This window comes from Dyadobacter sp. Leaf189 (assembly GCF_001424405.1).
GTDB lineage: Bacteria > Bacteroidota > Bacteroidia > Cytophagales > Spirosomataceae > Dyadobacter.
On the sequence record NZ_LMPS01000004.1, the window covers coordinates 494,478 to 518,350 of the forward strand.

General features: G+C 49.8%; 23 protein-coding genes. 15 read left to right on the forward strand and 8 right to left on the reverse strand.

Annotated features, from left to right (window positions below):
* Nucleotides 1-23: 23 nt before the first annotated feature.
* The 5 genes from ASG33_RS11340 (at nt 24) to ASG33_RS11360 (ending at nt 4,445) form a co-directional block, all read left to right on the forward strand.
* Nucleotides 24-266, forward strand: a complete 243-nt coding sequence (locus ASG33_RS11340) for a hypothetical protein (RefSeq protein WP_056284608.1) — start codon at nt 24-26, stop codon at nt 264-266.
* An 85-nt stretch (nt 267-351) separates the two neighbouring features.
* Nucleotides 352-2,544: a glycogen debranching protein GlgX gene (gene glgX, locus ASG33_RS11345; protein ID WP_056284613.1), complete on the forward strand. Its 2,193-nt coding sequence runs from the start codon at nt 352-354 to the stop codon at nt 2,542-2,544.
* Between the two features lie 21 nt (nt 2,545-2,565).
* Nucleotides 2,566-3,282 carry a DUF421 domain-containing protein gene (locus ASG33_RS11350; protein WP_056284618.1) on the forward strand — a complete coding sequence of 239 codons (717 nt, stop codon included), beginning with the start codon at nt 2,566-2,568 and terminating at the stop codon, nt 3,280-3,282.
* Nucleotides 3,279-3,965: a DUF421 domain-containing protein gene (locus tag ASG33_RS11355; protein ID WP_056284621.1), complete on the forward strand. Its 687-nt coding sequence runs from the start codon at nt 3,279-3,281 to the stop codon at nt 3,963-3,965. Before ASG33_RS11350 ends, ASG33_RS11355 begins: the two co-directional genes overlap by 4 nt.
* 84 nt (nt 3,966-4,049) lie before the next feature.
* Nucleotides 4,050-4,445, forward strand: a complete 396-nt coding sequence (locus ASG33_RS11360; RefSeq protein WP_056284623.1) for a response regulator — start codon at nt 4,050-4,052, stop codon at nt 4,443-4,445.
* Between the two features lie 19 nt (nt 4,446-4,464).
* On the opposite strand, the gene ASG33_RS11365 is transcribed toward ASG33_RS11360, so the two are convergent.
* The 4 genes from ASG33_RS11365 to ASG33_RS11380 all read right to left on the reverse strand — a co-directional run bounded on the left by ASG33_RS11365 (nt 4,465) and on the right by ASG33_RS11380 (nt 7,967).
* The gene (locus tag ASG33_RS11365) at nt 4,465-4,995 is read right to left on the reverse strand and encodes a ferritin-like domain-containing protein (protein ID WP_056284626.1); all 531 of its coding nucleotides are present in this window, start codon (nt 4,993-4,995) and stop codon (nt 4,465-4,467) included.
* Between the two features lie 200 nt (nt 4,996-5,195).
* The gene (locus ASG33_RS11370) at nt 5,196-5,807 is read right to left on the reverse strand and encodes a hypothetical protein (protein WP_056284630.1); all 612 of its coding nucleotides are present in this window, start codon (nt 5,805-5,807) and stop codon (nt 5,196-5,198) included.
* A 37-nt stretch (nt 5,808-5,844) separates the two neighbouring features.
* On the reverse strand, nt 5,845-6,441 hold the full coding sequence (locus ASG33_RS11375; protein WP_056284633.1) for a hypothetical protein: 597 nt from the start codon (nt 6,439-6,441) through the stop codon (nt 5,845-5,847).
* 38 nt (nt 6,442-6,479) lie between these two features.
* On the reverse strand, nt 6,480-7,967 hold the full coding sequence (locus tag ASG33_RS11380; protein WP_056284636.1) for a family 43 glycosylhydrolase: 1,488 nt from the start codon (nt 7,965-7,967) through the stop codon (nt 6,480-6,482).
* 176 nt (nt 7,968-8,143) lie between these two features.
* Here ASG33_RS11380 and ASG33_RS11385 point away from each other — a divergent pair, with 176 nt between their 5' ends.
* From ASG33_RS11385 to ASG33_RS11410, 6 genes are all read left to right on the forward strand, one after another.
* Nucleotides 8,144-9,403: a HAMP domain-containing sensor histidine kinase gene (locus tag ASG33_RS11385; protein WP_056284639.1), complete on the forward strand. Its 1,260-nt coding sequence runs from the start codon at nt 8,144-8,146 to the stop codon at nt 9,401-9,403.
* Between the two features lie 128 nt (nt 9,404-9,531).
* The gene (locus ASG33_RS11390) at nt 9,532-9,921 is read left to right on the forward strand and encodes an SPW repeat protein (RefSeq protein ID WP_056284641.1); all 390 of its coding nucleotides are present in this window, start codon (nt 9,532-9,534) and stop codon (nt 9,919-9,921) included.
* A gap of 26 nt (nt 9,922-9,947) precedes the next feature.
* The gene (locus ASG33_RS11395; RefSeq protein ID WP_056284644.1) at nt 9,948-11,390 is read left to right on the forward strand and encodes a hypothetical protein; all 1,443 of its coding nucleotides are present in this window, start codon (nt 9,948-9,950) and stop codon (nt 11,388-11,390) included.
* A gap of 1 nt (nt 11,391) precedes the next feature.
* Nucleotides 11,392-12,285, forward strand: coding sequence for an alpha/beta fold hydrolase (locus ASG33_RS11400; protein ID WP_056284648.1), 894 nt, complete (start codon nt 11,392-11,394; stop codon nt 12,283-12,285).
* A 36-nt stretch (nt 12,286-12,321) separates the two neighbouring features.
* A complete protein-coding gene (locus ASG33_RS11405) occupies nt 12,322-13,068 on the forward strand; it encodes an OBAP family protein (RefSeq protein WP_056284651.1) in 747 nt (248 codons plus the stop codon).
* Nucleotides 13,069-13,194: 126 nt separating this feature from the next.
* A complete protein-coding gene (locus tag ASG33_RS11410) occupies nt 13,195-13,839 on the forward strand; it encodes a hypothetical protein (protein WP_157474722.1) in 645 nt (214 codons plus the stop codon).
* A gap of 81 nt (nt 13,840-13,920) precedes the next feature.
* Here the strand turns inward: ASG33_RS11410 and ASG33_RS11415 are convergent, their stop codons facing one another.
* Both ASG33_RS11415 and ASG33_RS11420 read right to left on the reverse strand, forming a co-directional pair.
* A complete protein-coding gene (locus tag ASG33_RS11415; protein WP_056284656.1) occupies nt 13,921-14,439 on the reverse strand; it encodes a hypothetical protein in 519 nt (172 codons plus the stop codon).
* A 36-nt stretch (nt 14,440-14,475) separates the two neighbouring features.
* Nucleotides 14,476-15,420, reverse strand: a complete 945-nt coding sequence (locus ASG33_RS11420; protein WP_056284660.1) for an MBL fold metallo-hydrolase — start codon at nt 15,418-15,420, stop codon at nt 14,476-14,478.
* 127 nt (nt 15,421-15,547) lie between these two features.
* Here ASG33_RS11420 and ASG33_RS11425 point away from each other — a divergent pair, with 127 nt between their 5' ends.
* The 3 genes from ASG33_RS11425 (at nt 15,548) to ASG33_RS11435 (ending at nt 18,852) form a co-directional block, all read left to right on the forward strand.
* Complete coding sequence (locus ASG33_RS11425) at nt 15,548-16,012, forward strand: OsmC family protein (protein WP_056284662.1); 465 nt, start codon at nt 15,548-15,550, stop codon at nt 16,010-16,012.
* A gap of 78 nt (nt 16,013-16,090) precedes the next feature.
* The gene (locus ASG33_RS11430; protein ID WP_056284665.1) at nt 16,091-16,642 is read left to right on the forward strand and encodes a ferritin-like domain-containing protein; all 552 of its coding nucleotides are present in this window, start codon (nt 16,091-16,093) and stop codon (nt 16,640-16,642) included.
* A gap of 23 nt (nt 16,643-16,665) precedes the next feature.
* Nucleotides 16,666-18,852, forward strand: coding sequence for a catalase (locus tag ASG33_RS11435; RefSeq protein WP_056284668.1), 2,187 nt, complete (start codon nt 16,666-16,668; stop codon nt 18,850-18,852).
* Nucleotides 18,853-18,940: 88 nt separating this feature from the next.
* Here the strand turns inward: ASG33_RS11435 and ASG33_RS11440 are convergent, their stop codons facing one another.
* Nucleotides 18,941-19,417: an ankyrin repeat domain-containing protein gene (locus ASG33_RS11440; protein WP_056284671.1), complete on the reverse strand. Its 477-nt coding sequence runs from the start codon at nt 19,415-19,417 to the stop codon at nt 18,941-18,943.
* 144 nt (nt 19,418-19,561) lie between these two features.
* Here ASG33_RS11440 and ASG33_RS11445 point away from each other — a divergent pair, with 144 nt between their 5' ends.
* Nucleotides 19,562-21,373: a glycoside hydrolase family 15 protein gene (locus ASG33_RS11445; RefSeq protein ID WP_056284674.1), complete on the forward strand. Its 1,812-nt coding sequence runs from the start codon at nt 19,562-19,564 to the stop codon at nt 21,371-21,373.
* Here ASG33_RS11445 and ASG33_RS11450 read toward each other — a convergent pair.
* The gene (locus ASG33_RS11450) at nt 21,370-23,817 is read right to left on the reverse strand and encodes a TonB-dependent receptor domain-containing protein (RefSeq protein ID WP_056284677.1); all 2,448 of its coding nucleotides are present in this window, start codon (nt 23,815-23,817) and stop codon (nt 21,370-21,372) included. The two genes, ASG33_RS11445 and ASG33_RS11450, sit on opposite strands and share 4 nt — an antisense overlap.
* Nucleotides 23,818-23,873: the final 56 nt, after the last annotated feature.

Here is a 23,873-nt window from a genome sequence, read left to right on the forward strand (position 1 = left end):
GTGCATTTTAAAAGACAATAATCATGGAAAACGACAAAGCACAATCCGATAAGGAAAGGGTCCTCAAAAATGACCCGACCTCAGGCGGGCGGAATGCCACCGACAACTTCAATGAGGACGAGGTGGATGATTACGGGATCGATTACAGCAAGCCCGGCGCAGAAGAAGAACTGGAAGCGCGCATTACCAACAAGGGCGGACGCGGGGCAAACAGCGGGGACAGAAACCCCAATGACGAGTTCGACGACAAGTACGAAGACGAGTAATGTTCTATTAGTGCAAGCAGCCGGATCTGAACCCCGGCTGCTTATTTCGGTTACAAGATTAATTAACACGGTTTTTTGATCAATTATGGCGGACAGACATATAGAAAATGAGCTGCTTGAATCCCCTTCCTCGGCACAGATAAAAGTACTTCCGGGGAGACCTTACCCACTGGGCGCTTCATTTGACGGAAACGGCGTCAACTTTGCAGTTTTCTCAGAGAATGCAGATGGCGTGGAGCTTTGCCTTTTCAAAGCTGAAAACGATTGTGAGGAGGATATCAAGATTAAGATTGAAGAAGTAACACACCATATCTGGCACGTTTACGTACCAGGGCTGCAACCCGGCCAACTTTACGGTTACCGCGTGCACGGCCGCTTTGAGCCGGAAAACGGACACCGGTTCAACCCCAACAAGCTGCTGGTGGACCCTTATAGCCGCGCGCTGGCTGGTGAGCTGAAATGGAATGAGGCGCTGTTTGCATACAAGATTGGCGATAAAGAGGAAGATCTGAGTTTCAGCGAAAGCGACAGTGCCCCCTATATCCCCAAATCGGTGGTCATTGATTGTCAGTTTGACTGGGAAGACGACACACGCCCCGACATTCCTTATCATGATTCGATCATTTACGAAGCACATGTAAAAGGGCTCACATTTACACACCCAGACATTCCCGAAGAGATCCGGGGTACTTACGCGGGAGTAGCACACCCGGTTACAATCGATTACCTGAAATCACTGGGCATTACCGCTATTGAGCTGATGCCGGTGCACCAGTTTGTAGCAGACCAGCACCTGCTTGAAAAGGGACTTACCAATTACTGGGGGTACAACACGCTTGGCTTCTTTGCACCGGACTCGCGTTACAGCAGCACCGGCAAGAACGGCGAGCAGGTTTCGGAATTCAAGAATATGGTCAAGGAACTGCACAAGGCAGGAATTGAAGTGATCCTTGACGTAGTGTACAATCATACTGCGGAAGGCAACCACATGGGCCCTACCCTGTGCTTCAAAGGATTTGATAATGCTTCGTACTACCGGCTCACCCCGGAAGACCAGCGTTATTACATGGATTACACGGGTACTGGCAACACATTGAATGTACAATTGCCCAATGTACTCGCATTGATCATGGACAGCCTGCGCTACTGGATCACTGAAATGCATGTTGACGGCTTCCGGTTTGACCTTGCGTCTACACTGGCACGTACCCTGCACGAGACAGACAACCTGGGCTCTTTCTTCAACATCATTCACCAGGATCCTGTTATCTCCCGCGTGAAGCTGATTGCGGAACCCTGGGACATTGGTGATTCTGGCTATATGGTGGGTAAATTCCCTCCCGGCTGGGCAGAATGGAACGATATGTTCCGGGATGAAGTCCGTGATTTCTGGCGTGGGGAAGAGGTATCTTTAAGCACTTTCGCCAACCGTTTCACAGGCAGTCCCGATCTTTATCGCGGCGATTACCGCAGGCCCACAGCCAGCATCAACTTCGTTACCGCGCACGACGGCTTTACATTGCACGACCTTGTTTCATATAATGAAAAACACAATGAAGCAAACGGAGAAGACAATAAGGACGGATCTGACGATAACAGGTCTTGGAACTGCGGCGTGGAAGGAGAAACTGACGACGAAAGCATCATTCAGCTCAGAGACAAACAGAAACGCAACTTCCTCGCGACCATGTTTCTCTCACAGGGCGTTCCGATGCTGGTTGCCGGTGACGAGCTGGGGCGCAGCCAGGGAGGTAACAACAACAGCTACTGCCAGGACGACGAAATTTCATGGATACTTTGGGACAAGGCAGATCAAAAGCTTCTTGAATTCACCAGATCGCTCATACGGTTTTGTAAAGAACACCCTACTTTCCGCCGCCGCCGCTGGTTCCAGGGCTTGCCGCTCCACGGTTCCGAAGTAAAGGATATTATGTGGATGCTGCCGGACGGAAGTCAGGTTACGGATGATCAATGGGATTCAGCGGCTGCGGGTGTATTTGGTGTGTACCTGAATGGAAACGGTATCCGCTGCGTCGATATGAACAATGAACGGATTGTAGACGATACTTTCTTCCTCATTTTCAACTGCACGCAGGAAGCGGTGGACTTCGTACTTCCGTCTGACGATTGCGGCGACGAATGGCGCATTGTCATCGATACCGACGCGTGTATGATCGCGGAATCAGGCGACGATTTCAAGCCAGGAGAAGTACTTTCCATCCCCGACCGGAGCGTAATGGTATTGAAATGTCCGAATGAAAAATCGGCCAGCGTATAGGATAACCCAGCGAAAAGGATCATGAAAAAAGATGAAATACAACCCTGGGACTGGCCGCGGATTTTATTCGGGCAAGCTCCCCCTGAATTCCTGATTGAGGTATTTCTTCGTACAACCCTCGTTTTCATTGCATTGCTCATTGTAGTGAGGTTAATGGGAAAAAGAATGGGCGGTCAGCTGACCATTTCTGAAATGGCGGTGATGATCACCCTCGGTGCTATTGTATCCCCGGCTATGCAGATACCGCAGCTGGGTTTATTAATGGGCATTATGATCCTCGTTTGCGCATTAATCTTCCAGCGCGGCCTCAACATGGCCGAATTTAAAAGCCGGAAGTTTGAGCGTGCCACACAGGGACGTACCGAAATGGTGGTGAAGAATGGCGTGATCCAGTTGGAACAGATGGGTAAATCAAAGGTCTCCCGGCAGCAGCTGTTTTCGGCATTAAGAGGTAAGGATGTGCTTAATCTGGGGGATGTAGGGCGCGTTTACCTGGAAGCCTGCGGTATGTTCAGCATTTACAGAAGAGACGAGCCACAGCCCGGCTTGCAGATCTTTCCTCCGCACGATGAGGCAATTGCAGGTTTTTACCAGGAACCTGTAAACGGCGCGACGGTGTGTGCAAACTGCGGGAAAGTGATCTACGACGCCAGCAATGAGCAATCCTGCAAGGTATGTGGCTCAAACGACTGGTTACCGGCCACAATCTCCATTAAATCTCAACTCGTAACCTCATGAAACCCGAGGATATCCACATAACTGATTGGCAGCGGATCTTCATTGGTGATGTCCCGGGCGGTTTTTACCTGGAAGTGATATTGCGGATCGCCGTGATCTACCTTATTCTGATGGTATCAATGCGGCTGATGGGAAAAAGAATGGCGTCACAGCTGAGCCGCAGCGAAATGATCGCGATGGTATCGCTGGCCGCCGCGATCGGGGTGCCGCTCCAATCTCCTGACCGTGGTATCCTTGCCGCAGTGGTCATAGCCGCGATCGTGGTTTCCATTCAGCAGCTGATCGCAGGACTTTCCACCAGGAACCAGAAACTGGAAAACCTGATGCAGGGAAACATCACACCGATCGTAGAAGATAGCCGCCTCAACCTCGACATGATGCAGAAAACGGGTATAACCCGCGAGCGGGCATTTGCGCAGCTTCGGGGAAGCAGTATCAGGCATTTGGGGGAGGTAAAAAGGCTCTACTTTGAAGCGGGCGGCGCTTTTACCCTGATCAAAAATTATGAGGTAGTGCCCGGCCTGCCCATTCTGCCGATATGGGATAAAGAGTACCAAAGTGAGATCAGCGAGACCAGTAACGAGCAGGTTTGTGATCAATGCGGGAATAAGGCAGTCGGCAATCATGCTGATGAAAAGTGCAGCAATTGCGGCAATGACCGTTTTATAGCGGCTGTAAAATAATGCGCTGGTTAATTCCCGGGAAACGGTGGCTCTGGCAGTGAATTTGTATAAAGCCTTGCCTTGACAAACTAACCGAGAGCAGATATGGAAACAGTAACCAACTCAGAAAACCGCCGGATACTGGTGGTCGATGACAACCGCGACGCTGCGGACACCCTGGCGATGATGCTCAAGCTGACCGGCTATGAGACAAAAGCTTGTTACAGCGGCCGGGATGGGGTTGCTGCTGCCGAATCGTATAGACCGATGGCGATTGTGCTGGACATAGGAATGCCCGATATAACGGGATATGAAGCCTGTCGCCTCATTCGTGATACTGCCTGGGGACAATCAGCGCTTATTGTTGCATTAACCGGCTACGGAGCCGATGAAGACCGTCAGAAAAGTACAGAGGCGGGCTTCGATGTGCATTTACTCAAACCCGTCGACCTGCCTGAATTATCCAGATTACTGAAAGAAAAACAAAGCAGCCTGGCCTGATATCAGGCCAGGCTGTAAATTATGCAGGGAGGCGATGTGCTTCCCTGGATGCTGCTTCCTGGTAAATAAACCGCTCGGATAGCTCCCGCAGCAACAGGTCTGTACCTGCGTCCTCGATAATGTTCGCTTCCAATACTTTTTCCAGCTCCTTATCCCCTAGCACCTGAGCAATCGTGATCAGATTTTCATAGCTGGCCACCTTGTATTGTCCCGCTTTCTGAGCGGCAATGATCAATGCGAAATCGCCCGTTCCTGCGCCTTCCCTGTTTTTGCTGACAGTCGCTTCTACACTCTGGAGCAGCTTGCCGATTGCCGCTGACTCAATGCCCGAAGCCGGTTCATCCAGCGCATCAAACAAATGCCTGATCCTGTCAATGTGCGCCGACGCATGCACCCTGCTTTGTGCCAATGTTCTTGAAAAATCCTGTGACTGCGCAACTCTCTGCATCATTCTCAGCATACCCCACATTTTTTGTTCTACCCAAAGCATCTCCCTCAGCTCGGAAAGAAAAAGCTCGTAGAACCGCGATTTCTTGATTGTAATTTCCATTTGATTTTTTGTTGTTGATAAACCACCCCTACCCGCCTGATATCAGCTCTTTTCGGCACTAAAAAATCAATGGGAAGCAAAGTGGATGAAGTGTAATTTGACACGCTAAGAAGTGACTCCTAGTTATAAAAAGCATTCCAGCTAACAGCAAAAAAGCCGGCAATGTGTGCCGGCTTTTTCAAATTCAAAGTAAGTATATACTAACTGACCAGCAGCCCGTCTGTGAACGCTTTCCACTGCACTGCTGACAAGGCATTTTCACCCATAAATCCAACAATTGCATTCCTGATCTTGTCGAGCAATCCATCGGCTTCCTGGTTGGGTGCGAGGTTACGGTCGTACACGCCGGCGGATACCGTCAGGTGATTTCTGGACACCGTGAATGTACTGGTTGCCTTGGGTGCATAAAAGTGCGCAGTTTCCTCCGCATCTGAGGTAGGATCAGAAGCCGGCCGCACACGAACTGCCACAGATTCAACCTGCTCCGATGTTTCCTCTTTTACCTCCTCCACAACCACCCAGTCGTACCCGTCGCCTTCCCTGGTACCAGGTCCCGGAATGTCAATCCTGATCATCAAACCTTGCTGTACCGGTCCGGCTACCGGGTTACCGGCCTGATCGGCCAGCATGAAATGCGCCAGGTGCTCTCCTGAAATGCGGTGCCAGCTGTTCACGTCCAGCAACCTGCCCCGGGCTGTTTGATAAAGCGCGTTTGCTTCGGCTGCATTTTTACATTCTTTAACGGTTTCGGTATTCACCTCGTCACCGCTCCTGTTTTCAGGTACTGCGTCAGTGTGATTTTTGTTTTCCATTTTTCAGTTGATTGTGAAGTGGTAGATAAAAATAGTCTTAGCTGAGCATCGATAGCAGGCGTTTCATGTGATCAATATCATTTCTCCGCTGCAGTACAGCCTCTTCTATCATGCTGTCCAGTCCTGCATTAAACCGCCGGGCTTCGTCCTGTAAAGCCACATAGCAGGGTTGCAGCTGGGCAATGTAGTTGTTATGAGCTATGATCGTCTTTTTAGGACGTTTGTCGTATTGCGGGTATTCAAGGTAAATTTCCTGATTGATCTGGTCTGCATACCACTCGCCCTCGCAATCCGGCACAGGTACCGGTGGCCGGCAGCCGAGCAGGTAGGTCTGCGCCTTGAACGGGTACTTGTAGATCAGCACATTCACCCGCACTTTCACGTCGGGCTTGGAGCCGGGCTGGTACACCGACAGCGGGTAAATGCGCTCAATCATGACCGCCCGCCCATTTGCGAAATCAATATCGGGAAGAAACATTTCGTGCCTTTGTTTCAGCGCATCCACGTGCTCCCCGAGTTTTTCGGAAGACAGATATTCTTCCGGCCACTGGCCCACCTGATCTTGAACTTCCTTCCTGGTTTTCAGGATCAGTGCATCCGGATCATACTGAGAAAATAGCCTTATCTTTTGCATGAGTAAACTATTTTATTGATTTGTTAAACGATCGCGTATTACAAACTTTTAAATACAAACCCCTCAACAACAGCAACATCTCCTTCTATCCCTTTGGCCACAATGCCGGCACGTACTGCGCGGTCCCAGGGCGGCAGATAGGTGATGTCGGGACTGTCGATTTTCAAAGCTTTAAAATCCTTGCCATTCAAGCTGTATGAAAAACGGATATCCGTGTTATTGTTCACCGTCATTTTCAGGAACACGTGTTTGCCTGCGGCAGCAACGGGAAACTTGCCCAAACTGCTTTTTGCCCCGTCCTTAACAATAGATATGCCAATGCTGTCCTGCTTCGCTGCTGCATAGATCATATTCTTGTCATCCCCTATCAATGCGACTCCTGCATTCACACTTTTACCCGGCACAATTTCCACAACAGCCTCGTAGCTGCGGCTATCTATCCTGCGGGCGATGAATGCTTCGCGGTCATCGCTGATCCGGATGCCCAGCCTTCCGTTTTTCATTTCAATTTCCGGCTTATTAAAAACAGACCAGCTCCACTGTAAATCGAGATTTTTTTTGTCAAAATTTTCAGTCACCGTATAAGGACCTGCTTTCCCGGTCGGTTCAAGGAATTCATCTGTAAAGCGGAGCCAGTTGTCGGCCGTAAATTCAAATCCGCGGATCAGCGCCTGGCGACCTGTGTATTTGTTAGACACCTTATCATAGGCGTGGTACATAAAGTAGTTTTTATCATTGTACCGGACAGCGGTTCCGTGGCCGGGGCACATCCAGTCGCCCTGCGCCGTGAGGATCGGGTTACCGGGAAATTTCTCCCACGGTCCCATCAGATTTTTGGAGCGCGCTACACCGGTTGCATACGTACAGCCCGGCCCGCAGCAGCCTGCGGCAGCATATATGGCATAGAAGTACCCATTGTTTTTGATCACCGAAACACCCTCCACGAGATTCGCTTCCCAGGGTGTATCGTTCCTGAACAGCTCCTTCTTCTCTCCGATCAATGCAGTGCGTTCCGCATTAATTTCCTGTATCCAGATCGGCGTCGGCTTTCCTACACTGTTCCCGTCTTCCTTCCAGATCAGGTGCAGCTTGTTATTTTCATCACGCATCGGAAATCCGTCGATCGAGCCTACCTCCTGACATACCAGCGGGCCATGGTCTTTAAACGGACCTTCCGGGGAATCGGCGCTGGCAACACCAACACACAGGTTACCGCCTTTTTTGTGGGCAGTGTAATACACATACACTCTACCGTCTTCGTAGCTGAGCTCAGGCGCCCAGTAGTAAAAATCTGCCCAGGAAGTAAGATCAGGGAAGATCGCGCCTGTCTGTTGCCAGTTTTTGAGATCTTTCGATTTCATGACCGGAAACGCAGGCCCCCAGTTGGAGCTGGTCGCAGCAGCATAATAAGTATCTCCCACTTGAATAATGGAAGGATCGGCAAAATCGCCACGTACTACCGCACGCTGCGCATTTGCAAGTTGTACCAGTGAAAGCAATAGCAGACCAAGTGTCAGTTTCTTCATAAATAACTTTGATGTGGATACTGTATATAACCCCAAATATAACAACGGTTACTCACCGGAGAGAACAGAATTGTGCAATCGGAGAGTTGGTTCGGTAAGTATGTATGGATTGTTCATGCGGCTGGAATGGTATTAGTAGCCGCATTGACTTGGTTGTAAATTATCAATGAAAATTTATGGGCAAAAAAAATCCAGATACGGAGGCTCCGATCGACGAGCTGGTAGACTACCTGCAGGCAAGGCTTGAAACCATATTGGCCAACTGGCGGCTTGCCTGCGAGGCCGATGCTACAATGAGCAGCAAAAGCAGCTTCTCACGGGAAGAATTCAATGATCAGGTACCATTGCTGATCACACTGCTCTTCCTCAGACTTAGAAATGAACCTTTGAAGCTCGACCCTGCCACAGTAGCCAGTGAACACGGGCTGCATCGCTGGCAGTCGGGCTACTCGCTCCCCGAATTGATTTCTGAAATGGAGCACCTTTTTAAAACGATTCTGGACGAAGTGGAAGCTTTTGAAACTTCCTCGGGAAAACTGGGTACCAAGTCACTGCTTTTTGTTCAGCAGCAGGTTTTCAGGATGTACGGGGAGGCAAACAGAGGCAGCCTGCTGTACTATCACCAGCTTTTGCAGAATGACGCGGCCGAGCGTGCGCGCAGCCTGCAATTTGCATTGGATCAGCTGCACCAGCTTGGCGAGAAGCGAGGCGAACATCTCCGGCAAAGCTCCCACGACCTGCGTACCAGTTTCAGCATTATGACAGTAGCCTCTCAGCTGCTTGAATATCCCAAAACTGAAAAAGAGCGGACAGACCTGATGGATATGCTCAACCGCAACCTGTCGTCGATCCGGGAAATGCTTCTGCAACTGACGGATTATGCCAAGATAGAGGCGGGCCAGGATGTGCTGGATATCCAGCGGTTTGATGTGGCCAAGCTTGTAAAGGAAACGCTGGAAACGGCCCAGCCGCTCGCGAAGCACAACAAGCTGGTGTTGCAGGGAGACGGGCCGGAAAAGCTGGAAGTAACAGGCGACCGTGTGAAAGTGCAGCGGATACTGATCAATCTGCTTTACAATGCATTGAAATACACGCGCGATGGCAGTGTGTATGTTACCTGGACGTTGGAAAACCAGCTCAGGTGGAGCTTGAGTATCCAGGATACCGGCCCAGGGTTTACTGCCAACAGTCCGGCTGCATTGCTGGCTGAACAGCTTAAACCCAACGTACTTACCAGCGCCAGCCACCAGGAGCCGCATTTAATGGAGGAACTCCCACCTGGCAAAGCTGAGAAAGAAAAATCCAAGGAAAGTGAGGGTTTAGGGTTGTTTATCGTCAAAAAGCTCTGCGAGCTGATGAAAGCTTCCATGGATATTGAAAGTCAGCCCGGCAAAGGTACCCTTGTGCGAATCCGGTTTATGATGAAACCTGAATAAGCTGCGTAACTGTGCGTCGGTTTGGCCTCAATGGGATGATCTCCACAGTTTGAAATAGTTTTTGGCATAATTTTTACCAGGCGGGAAATCTTGCAGTTCATCAACAAACTATTTAAACAGGAACTATTATGAGATTCATCAGCACAAAGTTCCACAGCAAAATCGACTATCTGACAAGCGCATTGTTTATTGCAATGCCGTGGATCGCGAACTTTGAAGGAGTATTGCCCGCTACCTGGACCCTGGTAGCAGTAGGCGCAATGTCGATCCTGATGTCGCTGTTTACAGATTACGAGGGAGGAATGGTGAGAAGCATTCCCATGTCGGTACACCTGAATGTCGACGTGATTACAGGTTTATTCCTGGCGGCTTCCCCATGGATCCTTGGCTTCGCAGACGAGGTTTACCTCCCCCATTTGCTACTGGGTCTGTTTGAAACAGCAGCCGGGTTAATGACTTCCCGTTCTGCACACGGGGCAGAAGAAAATGCCTTCGAACGGAGCCACAATGTAAATTAAGTTTTAGTACAAAATCAGTTCAAATTATGGGAAAAGATCAGTCAGGCGGATTTCATCCGCCGAAAGGAAAACCTTCAGTGGTTAATAAGGAAGAAGGATTGGGTGTATCCAATGCACCGGCTGACAAGCTGGAAGAATTTCTGGAACTGGACGATCAGTATGTCGAAGATGACCTGACCCTTGATCCGTCGATACCAATCCGCCATCCGAACAGAAATACCTCCAAAGGTGAAAACTCCTTTAAAGGCAAGGAAAACAAACCGGAAAGCGACAAAACCGCAGATATCGCTACGGCTGAAACTGTGGATGTAGAACCAGAAGAACTGCCGCAGGTACTCAGCAAGGAGCTGTTTATAGAACTGGCAAACTACACCTCTTCCTGCTGTGCAACTGTATACATCCCTACCCATAAAGCGGGAGCGGCTATCAATGAGAAAAAGGATGCGATCGTATTTAAAAATACATTGCAGGATCTTGCCAAAAGGTTTGCAGAAAAAGAGATCCCTGTGGCAACGATAGAACAGATGCTGACACCAGGCTACGAGCTGCTGAAAGATGATGCTTTCTGGGCTGGTATGGATAACGGACTTGCTGTGTTCATTTCGGAAGGTTATTTCAAATACATTAAAATGCCGGTAGCGCCGGAGAGCGAGGTAATGTGCGAGAAAACGTTTTATGTTTCTCCATTGATCCCGATCATGGCTTCCAAAGCATATTTCTATCTGCTGGTGATCAGCAAGGCCAAATGCAAGCTTTTCAAAGCGGATGCATTCGGTATGCAGTATGTGCCTGTGGAAGATTTGCCCGAGGATATGATGGATGTGAAACGCATTTCTGAAAAGGACGCCAGCACTGTACGCGTGGCAAACAGCTCCGGAGGTGGCGCCAACTTCCATGGAATGGGCGGCGGTAATCCCGATGAGAAGGCGAACATCGCTACCTATTTCGAACATGTGGACGACATTCTGTACAAGCAGATCCTGAATACGGAAAATGTGCCGCTGCTGCTTGCCGGAGTCGAGTACCTGATCCCGATCTACCGGTCCGTGTGCGACTATCATAATATTTGCAGTGAGTCACTTACCGGCAGCCACGAACATGATGAAACGCATGCTTTGTATGAAAAGGCGAAAGAGGTTATGCAGCCGTATTTCAGACAGCCTCTTGAAAAGGCGCTGACGATTTACGCCAACCAGTCTGCGACCGAGCTGACTTCATCGAGCGCGAACGAAGTTATTCCGGGTGCTTATTACGGAAGGGTTTCGCACATTTTTGTACAAAAAGCGGAGCATATCTGGGGGACTTTTGATGAAGCCAACAATGTGCTCAACTTACAGGAAGGCCAGGATTCGGAAGACCTGCTTGATCAGGCACTGATTAAAACCATTCAGACAGGCGGCGAAGTGTACGTGCTGGACAGAGAAGAAATGCCCGCTGAAAGCGCAATAGCTGCTGTATTCAGGTATTAGCATGCAAAGTACGGCACAGGTTAAGTTCAGGTACCAATACCATGATGTCAACGGGCTGATGCTGCACGTGGGACATATGGGTCCGGCTTCCGGCGAGAAGATCGTGTTCCTGCACGGCTTTCCGGAGTTCAGTGAGAGCTGGCAAAAGCAGGCCGAGTTTTTCGCGGGAAACGGGTACCACGTAATCGTTCCCGATCAGCGGGGCTACAACCTGAGCAAAAAGCCCGCGGCCGTAAAGGACTATGCATTGAACATCCTGGTGGCCGATATTGCCGCATTGATTACCTCCCTCACCACGTGCCCGGTTGCAGTAGCCGGGCACGATTGGGGTGGAGGTGTTGCCTGGACACTAGCGCAGCAGCATCCTCAGCTGATCAAAAAACTGGTTGTCCTCAACATGCCCCACCCCGGGGTGATGTTGCAAAATCTTCGTAAAAACCCGAAACAAATGCTGAAAAGCTGGTACGTGGCATTCTTTCAGCTTCCGTTCGTTCCTGAGCAGCTTTGCAGCGCATTCAATTTTAAATGGCTGGCCGCGAGCATGATCAAAACGGCACGGCGGGGCACGTTTTCCAGAAGTGATATAGCCGACTACAAGCGTGCGTGGCGCCAGCCGAATGCGCTTGCATCGATGATCAACTGGTACCGGGCTTTTGCCCAGTCGCCTCCTGCTACAATCAACCAGAACATTGAAGTACCTGTGCTGGTGCTCTGGGGAACAAAGGATATGTTTTTGTCGCGTAAAATGGCAGAGGAAAGCGTGGCCAGATGTGCGCACGGTCAACTGCTATTTCTTGAAAATGCCTCACACTGGCTTCACCACGAAGAGCCTGGGCTTGTGAACGGATACATTGCGGCGTTTTTGGAGGGACAATCCTTGAATACCTGGAAATGACCTATATACCTTACCGTTCAATTAAAACATACTGTTATGACGCGAAATACATTGCTTGTACTGCTGATCATTGCTGCCGGTTGCGGCGGTAAGAACTCCGGCTCGCAGGTTACCTCGCCGGGTGATTCCCTGAATGCCAAAGACCGGTTGCTTAATACGGGCGCGGATATATTGCAGGACAAAACTCCGCTCAAACACTTTGATGCGTACCTCGACGGTTTTCATTTTTACAACGGCAACATTAATGCACAAATGGAAGCCCATCATTATGTAAGTCAGCTCAACGATGACCTTTACCAGGCAGTCATTTTTGACGGAAACGGGAAAGATGCGAAACTGATGGGCGTGGAATACATTGTCACCGCGGAGGCTTTCAAGTCGCTGGATGAAGAAGAGAAAAAGCTGTGGCACAGCCACCACCACGAGGTAAAGTCGGGATCGCTCATCGCCCCTGGTATCCCGAAAGTTGCGGAGCACGAACTCATGGAGAAACTGGTGTCGACTTACGGCAAAACGATCCACACCTGGCACACAGACCAGGAAAGGGAACTGCCGGTAGGTTCGCCTATGATCATGATGGGCTTTACCAAAGACGGGCAGCTTCATAAAGAAATGCTAAGTGACCGCGATAAGCGCTTCAATGTGTCTACCGAGGAAATCAAGAAAAACAGGGCAGATATACCCATGCCCGCGCTGATCCCCGGCGCAAATGCCTGGGAGAAAGGTGAGATACGCCAGTTTGTAATTACAAATAAGCCAGATTCAGCAGTTCACAAACATTAATTTTTGAAAAAGCCTGTGGTCTTTGTGCATTGGCATAATTATTATTAATACAAGCCAGCCTGCATTAGCAACTAAATGAAGCTCAGGCCGGATCAACAATTTTATTCATCAATCAAATTAAGAATTATGAAAAAGCTGACTTTTAGCGTAGCCGCATTGCTCCTGTTAGCAGGAGGATCATTGTACGCACAATCGACGACAGGACAAAGTACGCCTAGAACGGGCAGTACGCAGGGAACAAGCACACAGAGCAATTCTCAGATGCAAAAAAGCGGAACAACTACCGGAACCCAGGGATCCGGCACAACACAAAATAGTACAGGTACTACCACCCAGACACAGGGCAGCAGTGCACAAGGCACATCAGCATGGCCACAGGCAACCGGTACTACCGGAGCTGAAACCACTGAGCCGCAAAGCACTGGACAGGGAACTACCGGCTCACAAGGCGCAGGTACGAGCGGAACAACCGGCAGCGGATCCACAGGTACCAGCGGAATCAGTGGCACAAGCGGTACTACCGGCGGTTCAAATACGAGCAGCCAGACAACCACAGGTACACCACCGACGCACATTCAAAGCAGCGGCTCCGGCGCCACAGCTAACCCGCAGAACAGCGGTACTCCCGGCTCTACCAACTCAGGTACGTCGAGTGTAGGCAGCGACAATTCTACCTCAGGAACTTCCGGAACAACAAGCCAGTCTGACCAGGATGGCAAGAAGAAAAGGAAAAATAAAAGCAAAGGCGGTTCAGGTTCAGATAATAACTAGAACAGCTTTCTTGTAATGCAAAAGCAAAGCCCCCGCAGAAATCTGCGGGGGCTTTGCTTTTTTGATGTATTCCCAACGATGTCAGTCTTTTTTGGTCGACGGTCTTGGCTGGGTTTTCTGGTTATGCTTAATTTCTTCATTCCTGTAATTGCCGGTAACACCTGTGTGGTCCTTCGTGTTTCTGCGCGCAGATCCACTGCCTTTTTTCATGGTAGTATCAGCCTCCGTCATATTTTTCCTGCGTTTTTCGCGCGCCTCTTTGGAGTTGAGCATTGACTTGGAATCGCCTTCACTCTCCCGGTTCGATCCTACATAATTGGCATTCGCATTCGACTCTCCGCCGGGCCTTGTGCTGGAACCTACCTCATTGGCTTTTACACCCTGCTGCTCACTTGCATTCAGCTTTTTGTCGTTTCCATCCTGGCTGCCACGCGTTGACTGAGAAGCAGATTGCCCACTCTGGGTTTGTTTGGGACTGGCCGATGTGCTGCTTTTTGCAGCCCCATTCCCTGCGCCGCCGGATCCCGACGTGCTTTGCGAATAGGATATTGTTGCGGTACACAGCAAGACTGCTAATGTAATGTTCATTGACTTTTTCATGATACTTGTTTTTAGATTGATGAATAAATGTTCTTTTCAGGACAGCTGGCCGCGTTTGCTGGCTACTACTGCAAGCGAAATGCCCAGCAGCGCTACACCGATAACCACTGCGGCAGCAATGGAAACTGTTTTCTTTTTAGGCAGGTACACAACCCCTTCCCTGTTTGCCACAGCGGGATCATTTACATACCGGCCCGACTTCGGTACAGCTGTCTCTTCAAAATGGTAGGCCAGCTCGCGCAATGCCTGCTGCATTTCTGCGCCCGACATTGGTTTTCCGTGGCCGGATGCTACGATCTCCGGATTGAGCTCGGCCAGCAGGTTTACCGATTCTTTCGATTGTTCCCAGTCGTATGTAAAATACTTCGGCGGACCGGATAATACCTTTCGCTGCGTAGCCACACTAAGTGCTGATTCCTGGCGGGTTGTTACAAATGCGTCACCAGACAGGAGCAGCTTGTCTTTTTCCCTCCACAAACTGATGTGTCCGGGTGCGTGGCCGGGAGTGTGGTAGTATTTCCATTCGGGTAAAACAGGTACCGAACTTGTGACGGGCAATGTCTGTATATATTCGGCTACGTCGATCGGATCGTTGGGATACAGGTCGGCCATGTACGCCATTAACCCACCTCCCACGCTCGGGTCAGCCGGCGGGTAGGCTGATTTGCCCGACAAATAAGGTACTTCTAAAAAGTGCGCGACGACAGGAACATGCCAATCTTCGAGCAATTTTTTGAGCGAACCCACGTGATCAAAATGCCCGTGTGTAAGTACGATCGCTTCCGGCGGCATATTCTCGCCGAATATTTCCGCTGCTGCCTGCTTTATTTTAGGGTATGCGGTTTTGAGGCCGGCATCTACAAGCACCCAGCTTTTATCGGGATTGGCGACGAAAAACACATTGACAAAAATGTCCCTCAGCCCCCATACTCCCTCCGCTACTTTGAAATGCGACGCATTCATTGTTGTGGCTTTTTCCATTTTAGTTTTGTTGAAAGTTTCGACTTCGTTCTAAAAATTGTGCCATTGAATGCATTCCATTCAGGGTTTTGTATATTTTTGGTTAAAGGGCTGAACAGGCTTTTACAATGAAAATCATGCAGCTTTTATGAAACAGCATTTATACAAAACCACCATTGAATGGACTGGCAATGCGGGAAACGGCACTACCGATTACCGGTCCTACGAGCGCAGTCACATCGTGAAAGTGAATGGAAAAGCGGATATCGCAGCTTCCTCAGACCCTGCCTTCCGGGGAGATCCCGCGCGCCACAATCCGGAAGAGCTTTTTGTAGCGTCCATTGCCTCCTGCCACATGTTATGGTATCTGCACCTGTGCACGGAGGTGGGCGTAGTTGTAACCAGCTACACCGATCAGGCAGTGGGCACGATGGAAGAGACGAATAATGGAAGCGGGCGGTTCACAGAAGTGGTGCTATATCCCGTGGTGCAGGTACTTGCAGCGCATATGCAGGAGAAAGCGGACGCATTGCACGACAAGGCGCATCAGTTTTGCTTTATCGCCAACTCCTGCAATTTCCCGATCCGGCACAAACCGGTTTCCTTTATCTAACCACATTTCTGAGTATTCCGACTGCTGTTGGAACGGCTTTTGTAAGTACAGCGCACAGACTTTAAACCGCTTACTGTTATGAAAACCGAAACAGGCTCAGAGCCAAAGTTCAAAACAAAGACATCCGTTAAAGCCGAACCGGCTCTTACCGAATTATTCCTGGACAGCCTTAGAGATATTTACTGGGCTGAAAACCATCTCGTTAAAGTACTTCCTAAAATGATCCAATCGGCCAGCTCGCCGAAGCTTTCGAGCACTATACAGGAGCATTTGGCACAGACAGTGGAGCATGTAAGCCGACTGGAAGTGATTTTCGACCTGTTGGGTGAAAAGGCCATTGCCAAGAAGTGCGATGCCATGGAAGGACTTGCCAAAGAAGGCGAAGGTATCATTGAAAGCACCGACGAAGGCACTGCAACACGTGATGTAGGTATTATTCTCGCTTCCCAGAAAGTGGAGCATTATGAAATCGCAACTTACGGCGGACTTACCCAGCTTGCAAAAACGCTCGGTCTTGACGATGTAGCCGAGATCCTTGCCACAACATTGGCAGAAGAAAAGCAGGCTGACGAGCTGCTTACAGAAGTTGCAGAAAATGAAGTCAATTATAAGGCTGCCGAGGAAGCCTGAATCTAACCACATAATTTATTACTATGGCGACTAACCAGGATCAGGAAAAACCGGCACAGCCCGACAACGATAAAATTGAAAATCTTGCCCCACATACCATCGAGGATGAGGGGACATTGCTTACAACGAACCACGGCGTCAGGATTAATGATGACCAGAACTCCCTGAAAGCCGGAGAACGCGGGGCTACTTTGCTGGAAGATTTTATTTTCCGCGAAAAAATGACCCATTTTGACCACGAGCGCATTCCTGAGCGCATTGTGCACGCCAGAGGCTCTGCCGCGCATGGTGTGTTTAAGGTGTATGAGTCGATGGCGAATGTAACGCGGGCGCACTTTCTGAGTGATCCAAGTTTGGAAACACCTGTTTTCGTCCGGTTTTCGACGGTTGCAGGATCGCGCGGCTCTACCGACCTGGCGCGGGACGTACGCGGATTTGCTGTTAAATTCTATACACAGGAAGGTAATTTCGACCTTGTCGGAAACAACATGCCCGTGTTTTTTATTCAGGATGCAATCAAATTCCCTGACCTGGTGCACGCTGTAAAGCCTGAGCCGGATAATGAAATTCCGCAGGCAGCTTCGGCACACGATACTTTCTGGGATTTCATCTCATTGATGCCGGAGTCAGCGCACATGATCATGTGGACCATGAGCGACCGGGCAATTCCGCGCAGCTACCGGATGATGGAAGGATTTGGTGTACATACATTCCGTTTTGTGAATGCAGAAGGGGTATCGCACTTTGTCAAATTCCATTGGAAACCATTACTGGGTGTACACTCGGTAGCCTGGGACGAAGCCCAGAAAATTTCAGGAAAAGACCCTGACTTCCACCGTCGCGACCTTTGGGATGCGATCGAAAGCGGAAACTTCCCGGAATGGGAATTGGGTGTGCAAATCGTTCCCGAGGAAGACGAATTCAAATTCGAGTTTGACCTGCTTGATCCCACAAAGATCATCCCGGAAGAACTGGTACCTGTGCAGCGCATTGGTAAATTGACATTGAACCGCAACCCGGACAATTTCTTTGCAGAAACAGAGCAGGTGGCGTACCATATCGGTCACGTTGTACCTGGTATCGATTTCACAAACGATCCGCTTTTGCAGGGAAGGCTGTTTTCATATACAGATACCCAGCTGCTGCGTCTTGGCGGACCTAACTTCCACGAGATACCTATCAACAGACCGATTGTACCGGTGCATAACAACCAGCGGGACGGTTTCATGCGGCAGACGATCAACCGTGGTAAATCAAGCTACGGACCGAATACGATCGGCAACAACTACCCTGCCCAGGCGAAAGCTTCGGAAGGTGGTTTTACCAGTTACCCGGAAAGGGTTGACGCACGCAAAGTGCGTGCAAGAAGCAGAAGCTTCTTCGATCATTTCAGTCAGGCGCGTTTGTTCTTCAACAGCCAGTCTGAGCCTGAAAAAGACCATTTAATTGACGCGCTCAGCTTTGAGCTCGGGAAGGTTACTTCACCGGAAATCCGTACCCGGATGCTGGGTATCCTCTCGCTGATAGATAAGGCACTGGCGGCAGAAGTAGCTTTCGCACTTCGTCTTCCTGTACCGGAAGATCCCGAGCTGCCTGTAAACAGGAGCATTCCGGCGGACGCAGATCCTGCTGATTATGATTCCATTATGGCAGAGGGAAGCCTGAAATCTTCTGCTGCTTTGAGCATGGCGAATACGGTAAAAGATACGATCGCTACACGTAAGATCGCATTCCTGGCGGCAGACGGTGTTGATGAGAAATCATTGATGACGGTGAAAAACGCATTGGAAGGTGCAGGTGCCGTAGTGGAAATTGTAGCGCCGCGCCACAGCTACCTTATCGCTGAAAACGATACTCAAATCACTGTGGATCACACGTTCCTGACAGCTGCATCCGTATTGTTCGATGCGATTTATGTACCTGGCGGAACAAACAGCGTAGCAACTATAGAAGCAGATGCCGACGCGGTACACTTCCTGAATGAAGCTTTCAGACATTGCAAGGCTATTGCAGCTGATGCCGGGGCTATTCAGGTGCTGGAAGCAACTTATTTCAGCAAGAAACTACCGGCAGATTTCTCCGATGCAACGGTGATCAAGGAGGGATTAGTTGTACTTGATGATGCGGAAGCATTGGCGGACAAGTTCATTCTGGCGATTTCGCAGCACCGTTTCTGGGAGCGCGAGAAACCAAGACGCGTTCCTGCATAATCGTGCATTAACCCATAATAAAAACACCCGGACTTTGTGAGTCCGGGTGTTTTGCTTTAAAGCAGGTAAGGCTTAAAGAAATGAGCTATCAGGCTTTTTCGAGTATGTCCAGCGCTTCCTGGTTATTCTGCTGGGCAGCAAGATCATATACAGACAGGCCACGCGCGTCGAGGATACTTGTATCGGCACCCCGGCTGATCAGCAACTTTACGAGATCATTGCGCCCAAACATGGTCGCAAACATCAATGCGGTACCGCCGTTTCCGTGTTGCAGGTCCAGGTTAGCGCCTTTTTCAATCAGGAGATCTGCGATATCTGCATAGCCTTTGAATGCGGCTCCCATCAATGCGGTATTTCCTCCATAGTCCGCACCATTTACATCTGCGCCGGAATCAATGAGAAATCTGGCTGCTTCCAGCTGGTTGTTGTAACAAGCCACGATCAACGGCGTGTAGCCTTTTTCGTCCCGGCAGTTTACATCTGTTTTCAGGTCCATGAGCTCTTGCAGAACAGGAACATTCCCCAGTCTGGCTGCGTGGATTATCACTTGAGTGTAGTTTTCCATTAGTTATGTAGTGTTAATATTTTCCGTTTTACCAAATATTATACCATTGAGAGAGGCTGACTCAACTTACCGGCAAAAACCAGGTCGGTAATGCTGGCGTGATAATTTAGAATCTTCCTTTTTTGACATTACACGACCACATTAATGCATAAACCCGACTACCACCGCATTGAAGATTACGGCCTGATCGGCAACCTGAAAACAGTAGCACTGGTCTCTGTCGACGCATCGATCGACTTCATGTGTTATCCCTCGTTTGACTCTCCTACCGTTTTTGCCAAATTACTCGACAACAGGAAAGGCGGGAGCTTTGAGGTATTCCCTCAAATGGAAAACTACAACACCAAGCAGATTTACTTACCCGCAACTGCTGTGCTGCTGACGCGCTTTTTTTCGGAAGAAGGAATTGCGGAAGTGACGGACTATATGCCCATTAATGAAGATGCCAAAGACAATTCAACTGCGATCGTGCGGCAGATCAAAACGGTTCGCGGCAATATCAAATTCCATGTGAGATGCCAGCCGGCATTTGACTACGCACAAAGCACGCATTCCTGTGAGCTGCGGGATGATGCGGTATACTTTAATCCTGATAACGCAGAAAACAATGTACTGCGACTGATCGCGGACGTGCCGCTCGGAATGGAAGAACTCGCAGGTACCGCTGAATTTACCTTAAAGCAGGGAGAAACTGCCTGCCTCGTCCTTGAATGCGGCAAAAGCAAAGTTGAGCACGAAAATCCCATTGATGCTTACAAGACTGACACTTACCCGGAAACCATTGAATTCTGGCGAAACTGGTCTAAAAAATCTACTTACAAGGGCCGTTGGAATGGTACTGTGAACCGCTCGGCGATCACATTGAAACTGCTTACTTCCCGTGAGCTCGGCTCAATGGTAGCTGCACCGACATTCAGCTTGCCCGAGACGATCGGTGGCTCACGTAACTGGGACTACCGCTTTATGTGGATACGCGACGCGGCATTTACCATGTACGCATTCCTTCGCCTCGGCTATAATGATGAAGCGACCGCGTTTCTTAAATGGATCCACGATCGCTGCCGCGAAGACAAATTGTACCTGATGTACACTATTTCGGGAGCACACGATCTCGCCGAACGCGAGCTCGAAAACCTCGAAGGTTACAAAGCATCCAAGCCCGTGCGCATCGGCAATGCTGCACAGGACCAGTACCAGCTGGATATTTACGGCGAGCTGATCGATACCATTTATATCTATAACAAACAGCATGCGCCCATTACTTTCGAGTTTTGGGAAACGATTGTGGAGCAGGTGAATGAGGTAATTGAAAAATGGCAGACTGCCGATCACGGGATCTGGGAGATACGCAATGTGGAGAAGGAGTTTCTGCACAGCCGGCTGATGTGCTGGGTTGCTATGGACCGTGCGATCAAGATCGGGCAGCACCGCTCCTTCCCTTTTCCCGAAAACCAATGGAAGGAAGTAAGAGATGCCATTTACGCGGACATTTACCACAATTTCTGGAATGATGAAGTGGGTGCATGGGTACAATACAAAGGCGCCAAAAACGTGGACGCAAGTGTACTGCTGATGTCGCTGATGCACTTTATTTCCCCGCACGAGCCGCGCTGGCTTTCTACCCTGAATGTTGTGGAAGAGCAGCTGGGCATTGATGTGCTGCTATACCGCTACAAGAACGGACCGGATCAATTTGACGGACTCGAAGGCGAGGAAGGTACTTTCAATATGTGCTCGTTCTGGTTTATCGAATCGCTCGCCAAAAGCGGGCAGGTATCGAAAGCGCTTGATAGCTTTGAGAAAATGGTAGGTTATGCCAATCACCTCGGCTTGTTCAGTGAGCAGATCGGCCACAAGGCGGAGCACCTGGGCAACTTCCCGCAAGCTTTCACCCACCTCGCATTGATCAGCGCGGCGTTGGAAATTGACAAGCAGCTGGACAGGACAGGGTATTAGAACTCTTTTTCACCAAATTCGCTGACAGGCAGCTTCGCTTTTTTCGCAAGTGAATTGAGGCTGTAAGTCAGGTTAATTGTAAACATATCCGTTTCCTGGATGTAGTTGGTGGTAGTGTAAAAGTCCCTGCCGTAAGTGGTAATGCGCTGCTTGTTCGAGCCCAGCAAGCCCAGGTCGATCTGCTGCCATTGCAGCAATGCGGATAGTTTCCCTTTTAAAAACGTCTTTCTCAGGGCCAGGGCCGGGTTCAGGAACCTTGAATCTTCGCCCTGGGCTGTAACCCGTTGCGACAGGTAATTGTAAGTCAGCTGTACATTCCACGTCGGAGCAAGCCGGAAGCTGGTATTTGCATTAACAGAAAATACAATACTGCGCTGATTAACAGCCACATCCTGATTAAACAATGCACCTTTGATCTTGTAGTTATAAACATTTCCGCCCGCGTAAAACTGCCACCAGCTGGTCAGCTGCAAGCTGGTACCGGCCTCAATGCCCCAGGAAGTGGCGAGTCCCGCATTGGTATAAATGCGGTTGAGGATCGTGTCATTATAAACACTGTTGACCCTGTTGACCACGTTTTTGATCCGTTGGTTGTAGACTGTGGCAAACACCGTGTTTTTACCAAAATCCCTGATAATACCAATTTCAGAAAGGTCAATAAACTCCGGCAGGATGTTGGGATCGCCGGATTCAAGCGTTTCGGAATGCTCGCGTTCGGGGAATGGGTTGAGCTCCGCATTGGTAGACCGCTGCACCCTTTTGCTGTAATTTGCTTTCAGCCGGAGGTTTTTGCCTGCCTGGTACTGCAGGCTGGCTGTCGGGAAAAGGTTGGACAAATTAAGGTGTCGCGTTGCATCCGTTCCAGCTGTAAATGCGCGGGTTGAATACTCGTACCGCAAACCGCCCGCATACTCGATTTTCCCCTGCTTGCCTGCGTACTGCACAAACGTGGCGTGGATCTGATTTGCTACCCGAGTGCGGCTGCTGAATTCAGGCACAAGTTCCAGCGTACCATCTTCTATATTCTGGTTTAGATACTGAAACGCTCCTTTCTGGACCTGGTTGCGGTACTGGTATCCTGCTTCCAGCTTTCCTTTGCCAAGGTTCACTGCATAATCCGCACGAAAACGGTACGCATTCAGCGGGTTCTCGCTTGGGTTGCGGGTGTACTGCAATACTTTGAGGCGCGCGGGTTGGTCGGTATTCAGGTTGGTTGTCAGTCCATCCAGCTCGGCCTGCTCGTACAAACCGGATATGGATAGGGACGATTTGTTCGTAAAAGTGTGTACATAATCCAGGTTACCTAATGTGATATCTGCCGTTTTCCGCGCAATGTTGCTGTTGAAATACGTGATCCTTCCTACTACTTCACCTGTTGTCAGGTTGGTTTTTGTGTTGTTGTAAACAATGTCCGCGCGGCGCGACTGTGAGCGGTATCCTTTGTAAATCCCTGCTGAAATGCTGTTATTCTGATTGGGCATAAATGAGAGCGATGCGCGGCCGGTGTAATTGTACCTGTCGAAACTGCGCTCCCCGTTGGAAGGAAAGGTAGTCTGGATGTTACCGATGGTCGTGCGCACGTCCCCTACTCTCCTGCCAGCAATATCGTTTCTAAGGTAACTCCCACTCATTTGGAAATCCCATTTGGCACTCCTGAAACCGAACGACGCGTCTGCACCGAAACGCCGTGGATTTTTCAGGTTATCATAAGTGAACACAGCGGGCAGTCCGCCCATTACATTGGCAGAAAAATAGCGCTCTCCGGCCACAGCAGCCTTCGTCACAATATTGATGATCCCGCCTTTGCCGTCGGGATCAAACCTGGCCGAAGGAGAAGTAATTACCTCCACATTTTCGATGAGATTGGCTGGTAGCTGGCTCAATACCTGCGCAGGGTCGGATTGTACCGGCTTTCCATTGATCAGCACCAGAAAGCCCGAAGATCCTCTTAATGTAATCGCACCTTCACTGTTCACGGTCACAGATGGCGTGTTTCGTAAAACGTCCACTGCGGTGCCGCCTTTGCTGTTCAGGAAACTGCCTGCCTTGTATACCTGCCTGTCGACTTTATTCTCCACAACTCCCTGCGTGCCACGCACACGCACCTCTTCCAGCATTCGGGAGTCGGCACGCAAGGCGATGTTGACGACCTGGTTGCCGCCGGTTTCCAGCAAAGTCTGCTGCTGATTATAGTAGCCGATATACTGCGCCTGAATGTAGTAAGTCCCTGGCGCGATATCGCTGAACTGGTAAGCCCCCTGCTCGTTCGCGACCACGCCGTTGACGAGTGTCGAGTCGCTGCTTTTGTACAATGTAACCGAGCTGAATGAAAGTGGCAGGCCGGTTTGCTGGTCGGTCACTTTTCCGGATATACCAAAAGTAATTTGCGCTGATGCATTGAGAAAGCTGCACAGCCCTAAAAACAGCAATGTAAAGAGTTTCATCAAAAGTAAATTTCGCCGGATCGGAGTTGTTGATCAGGCAAAATTATACCCTGTAA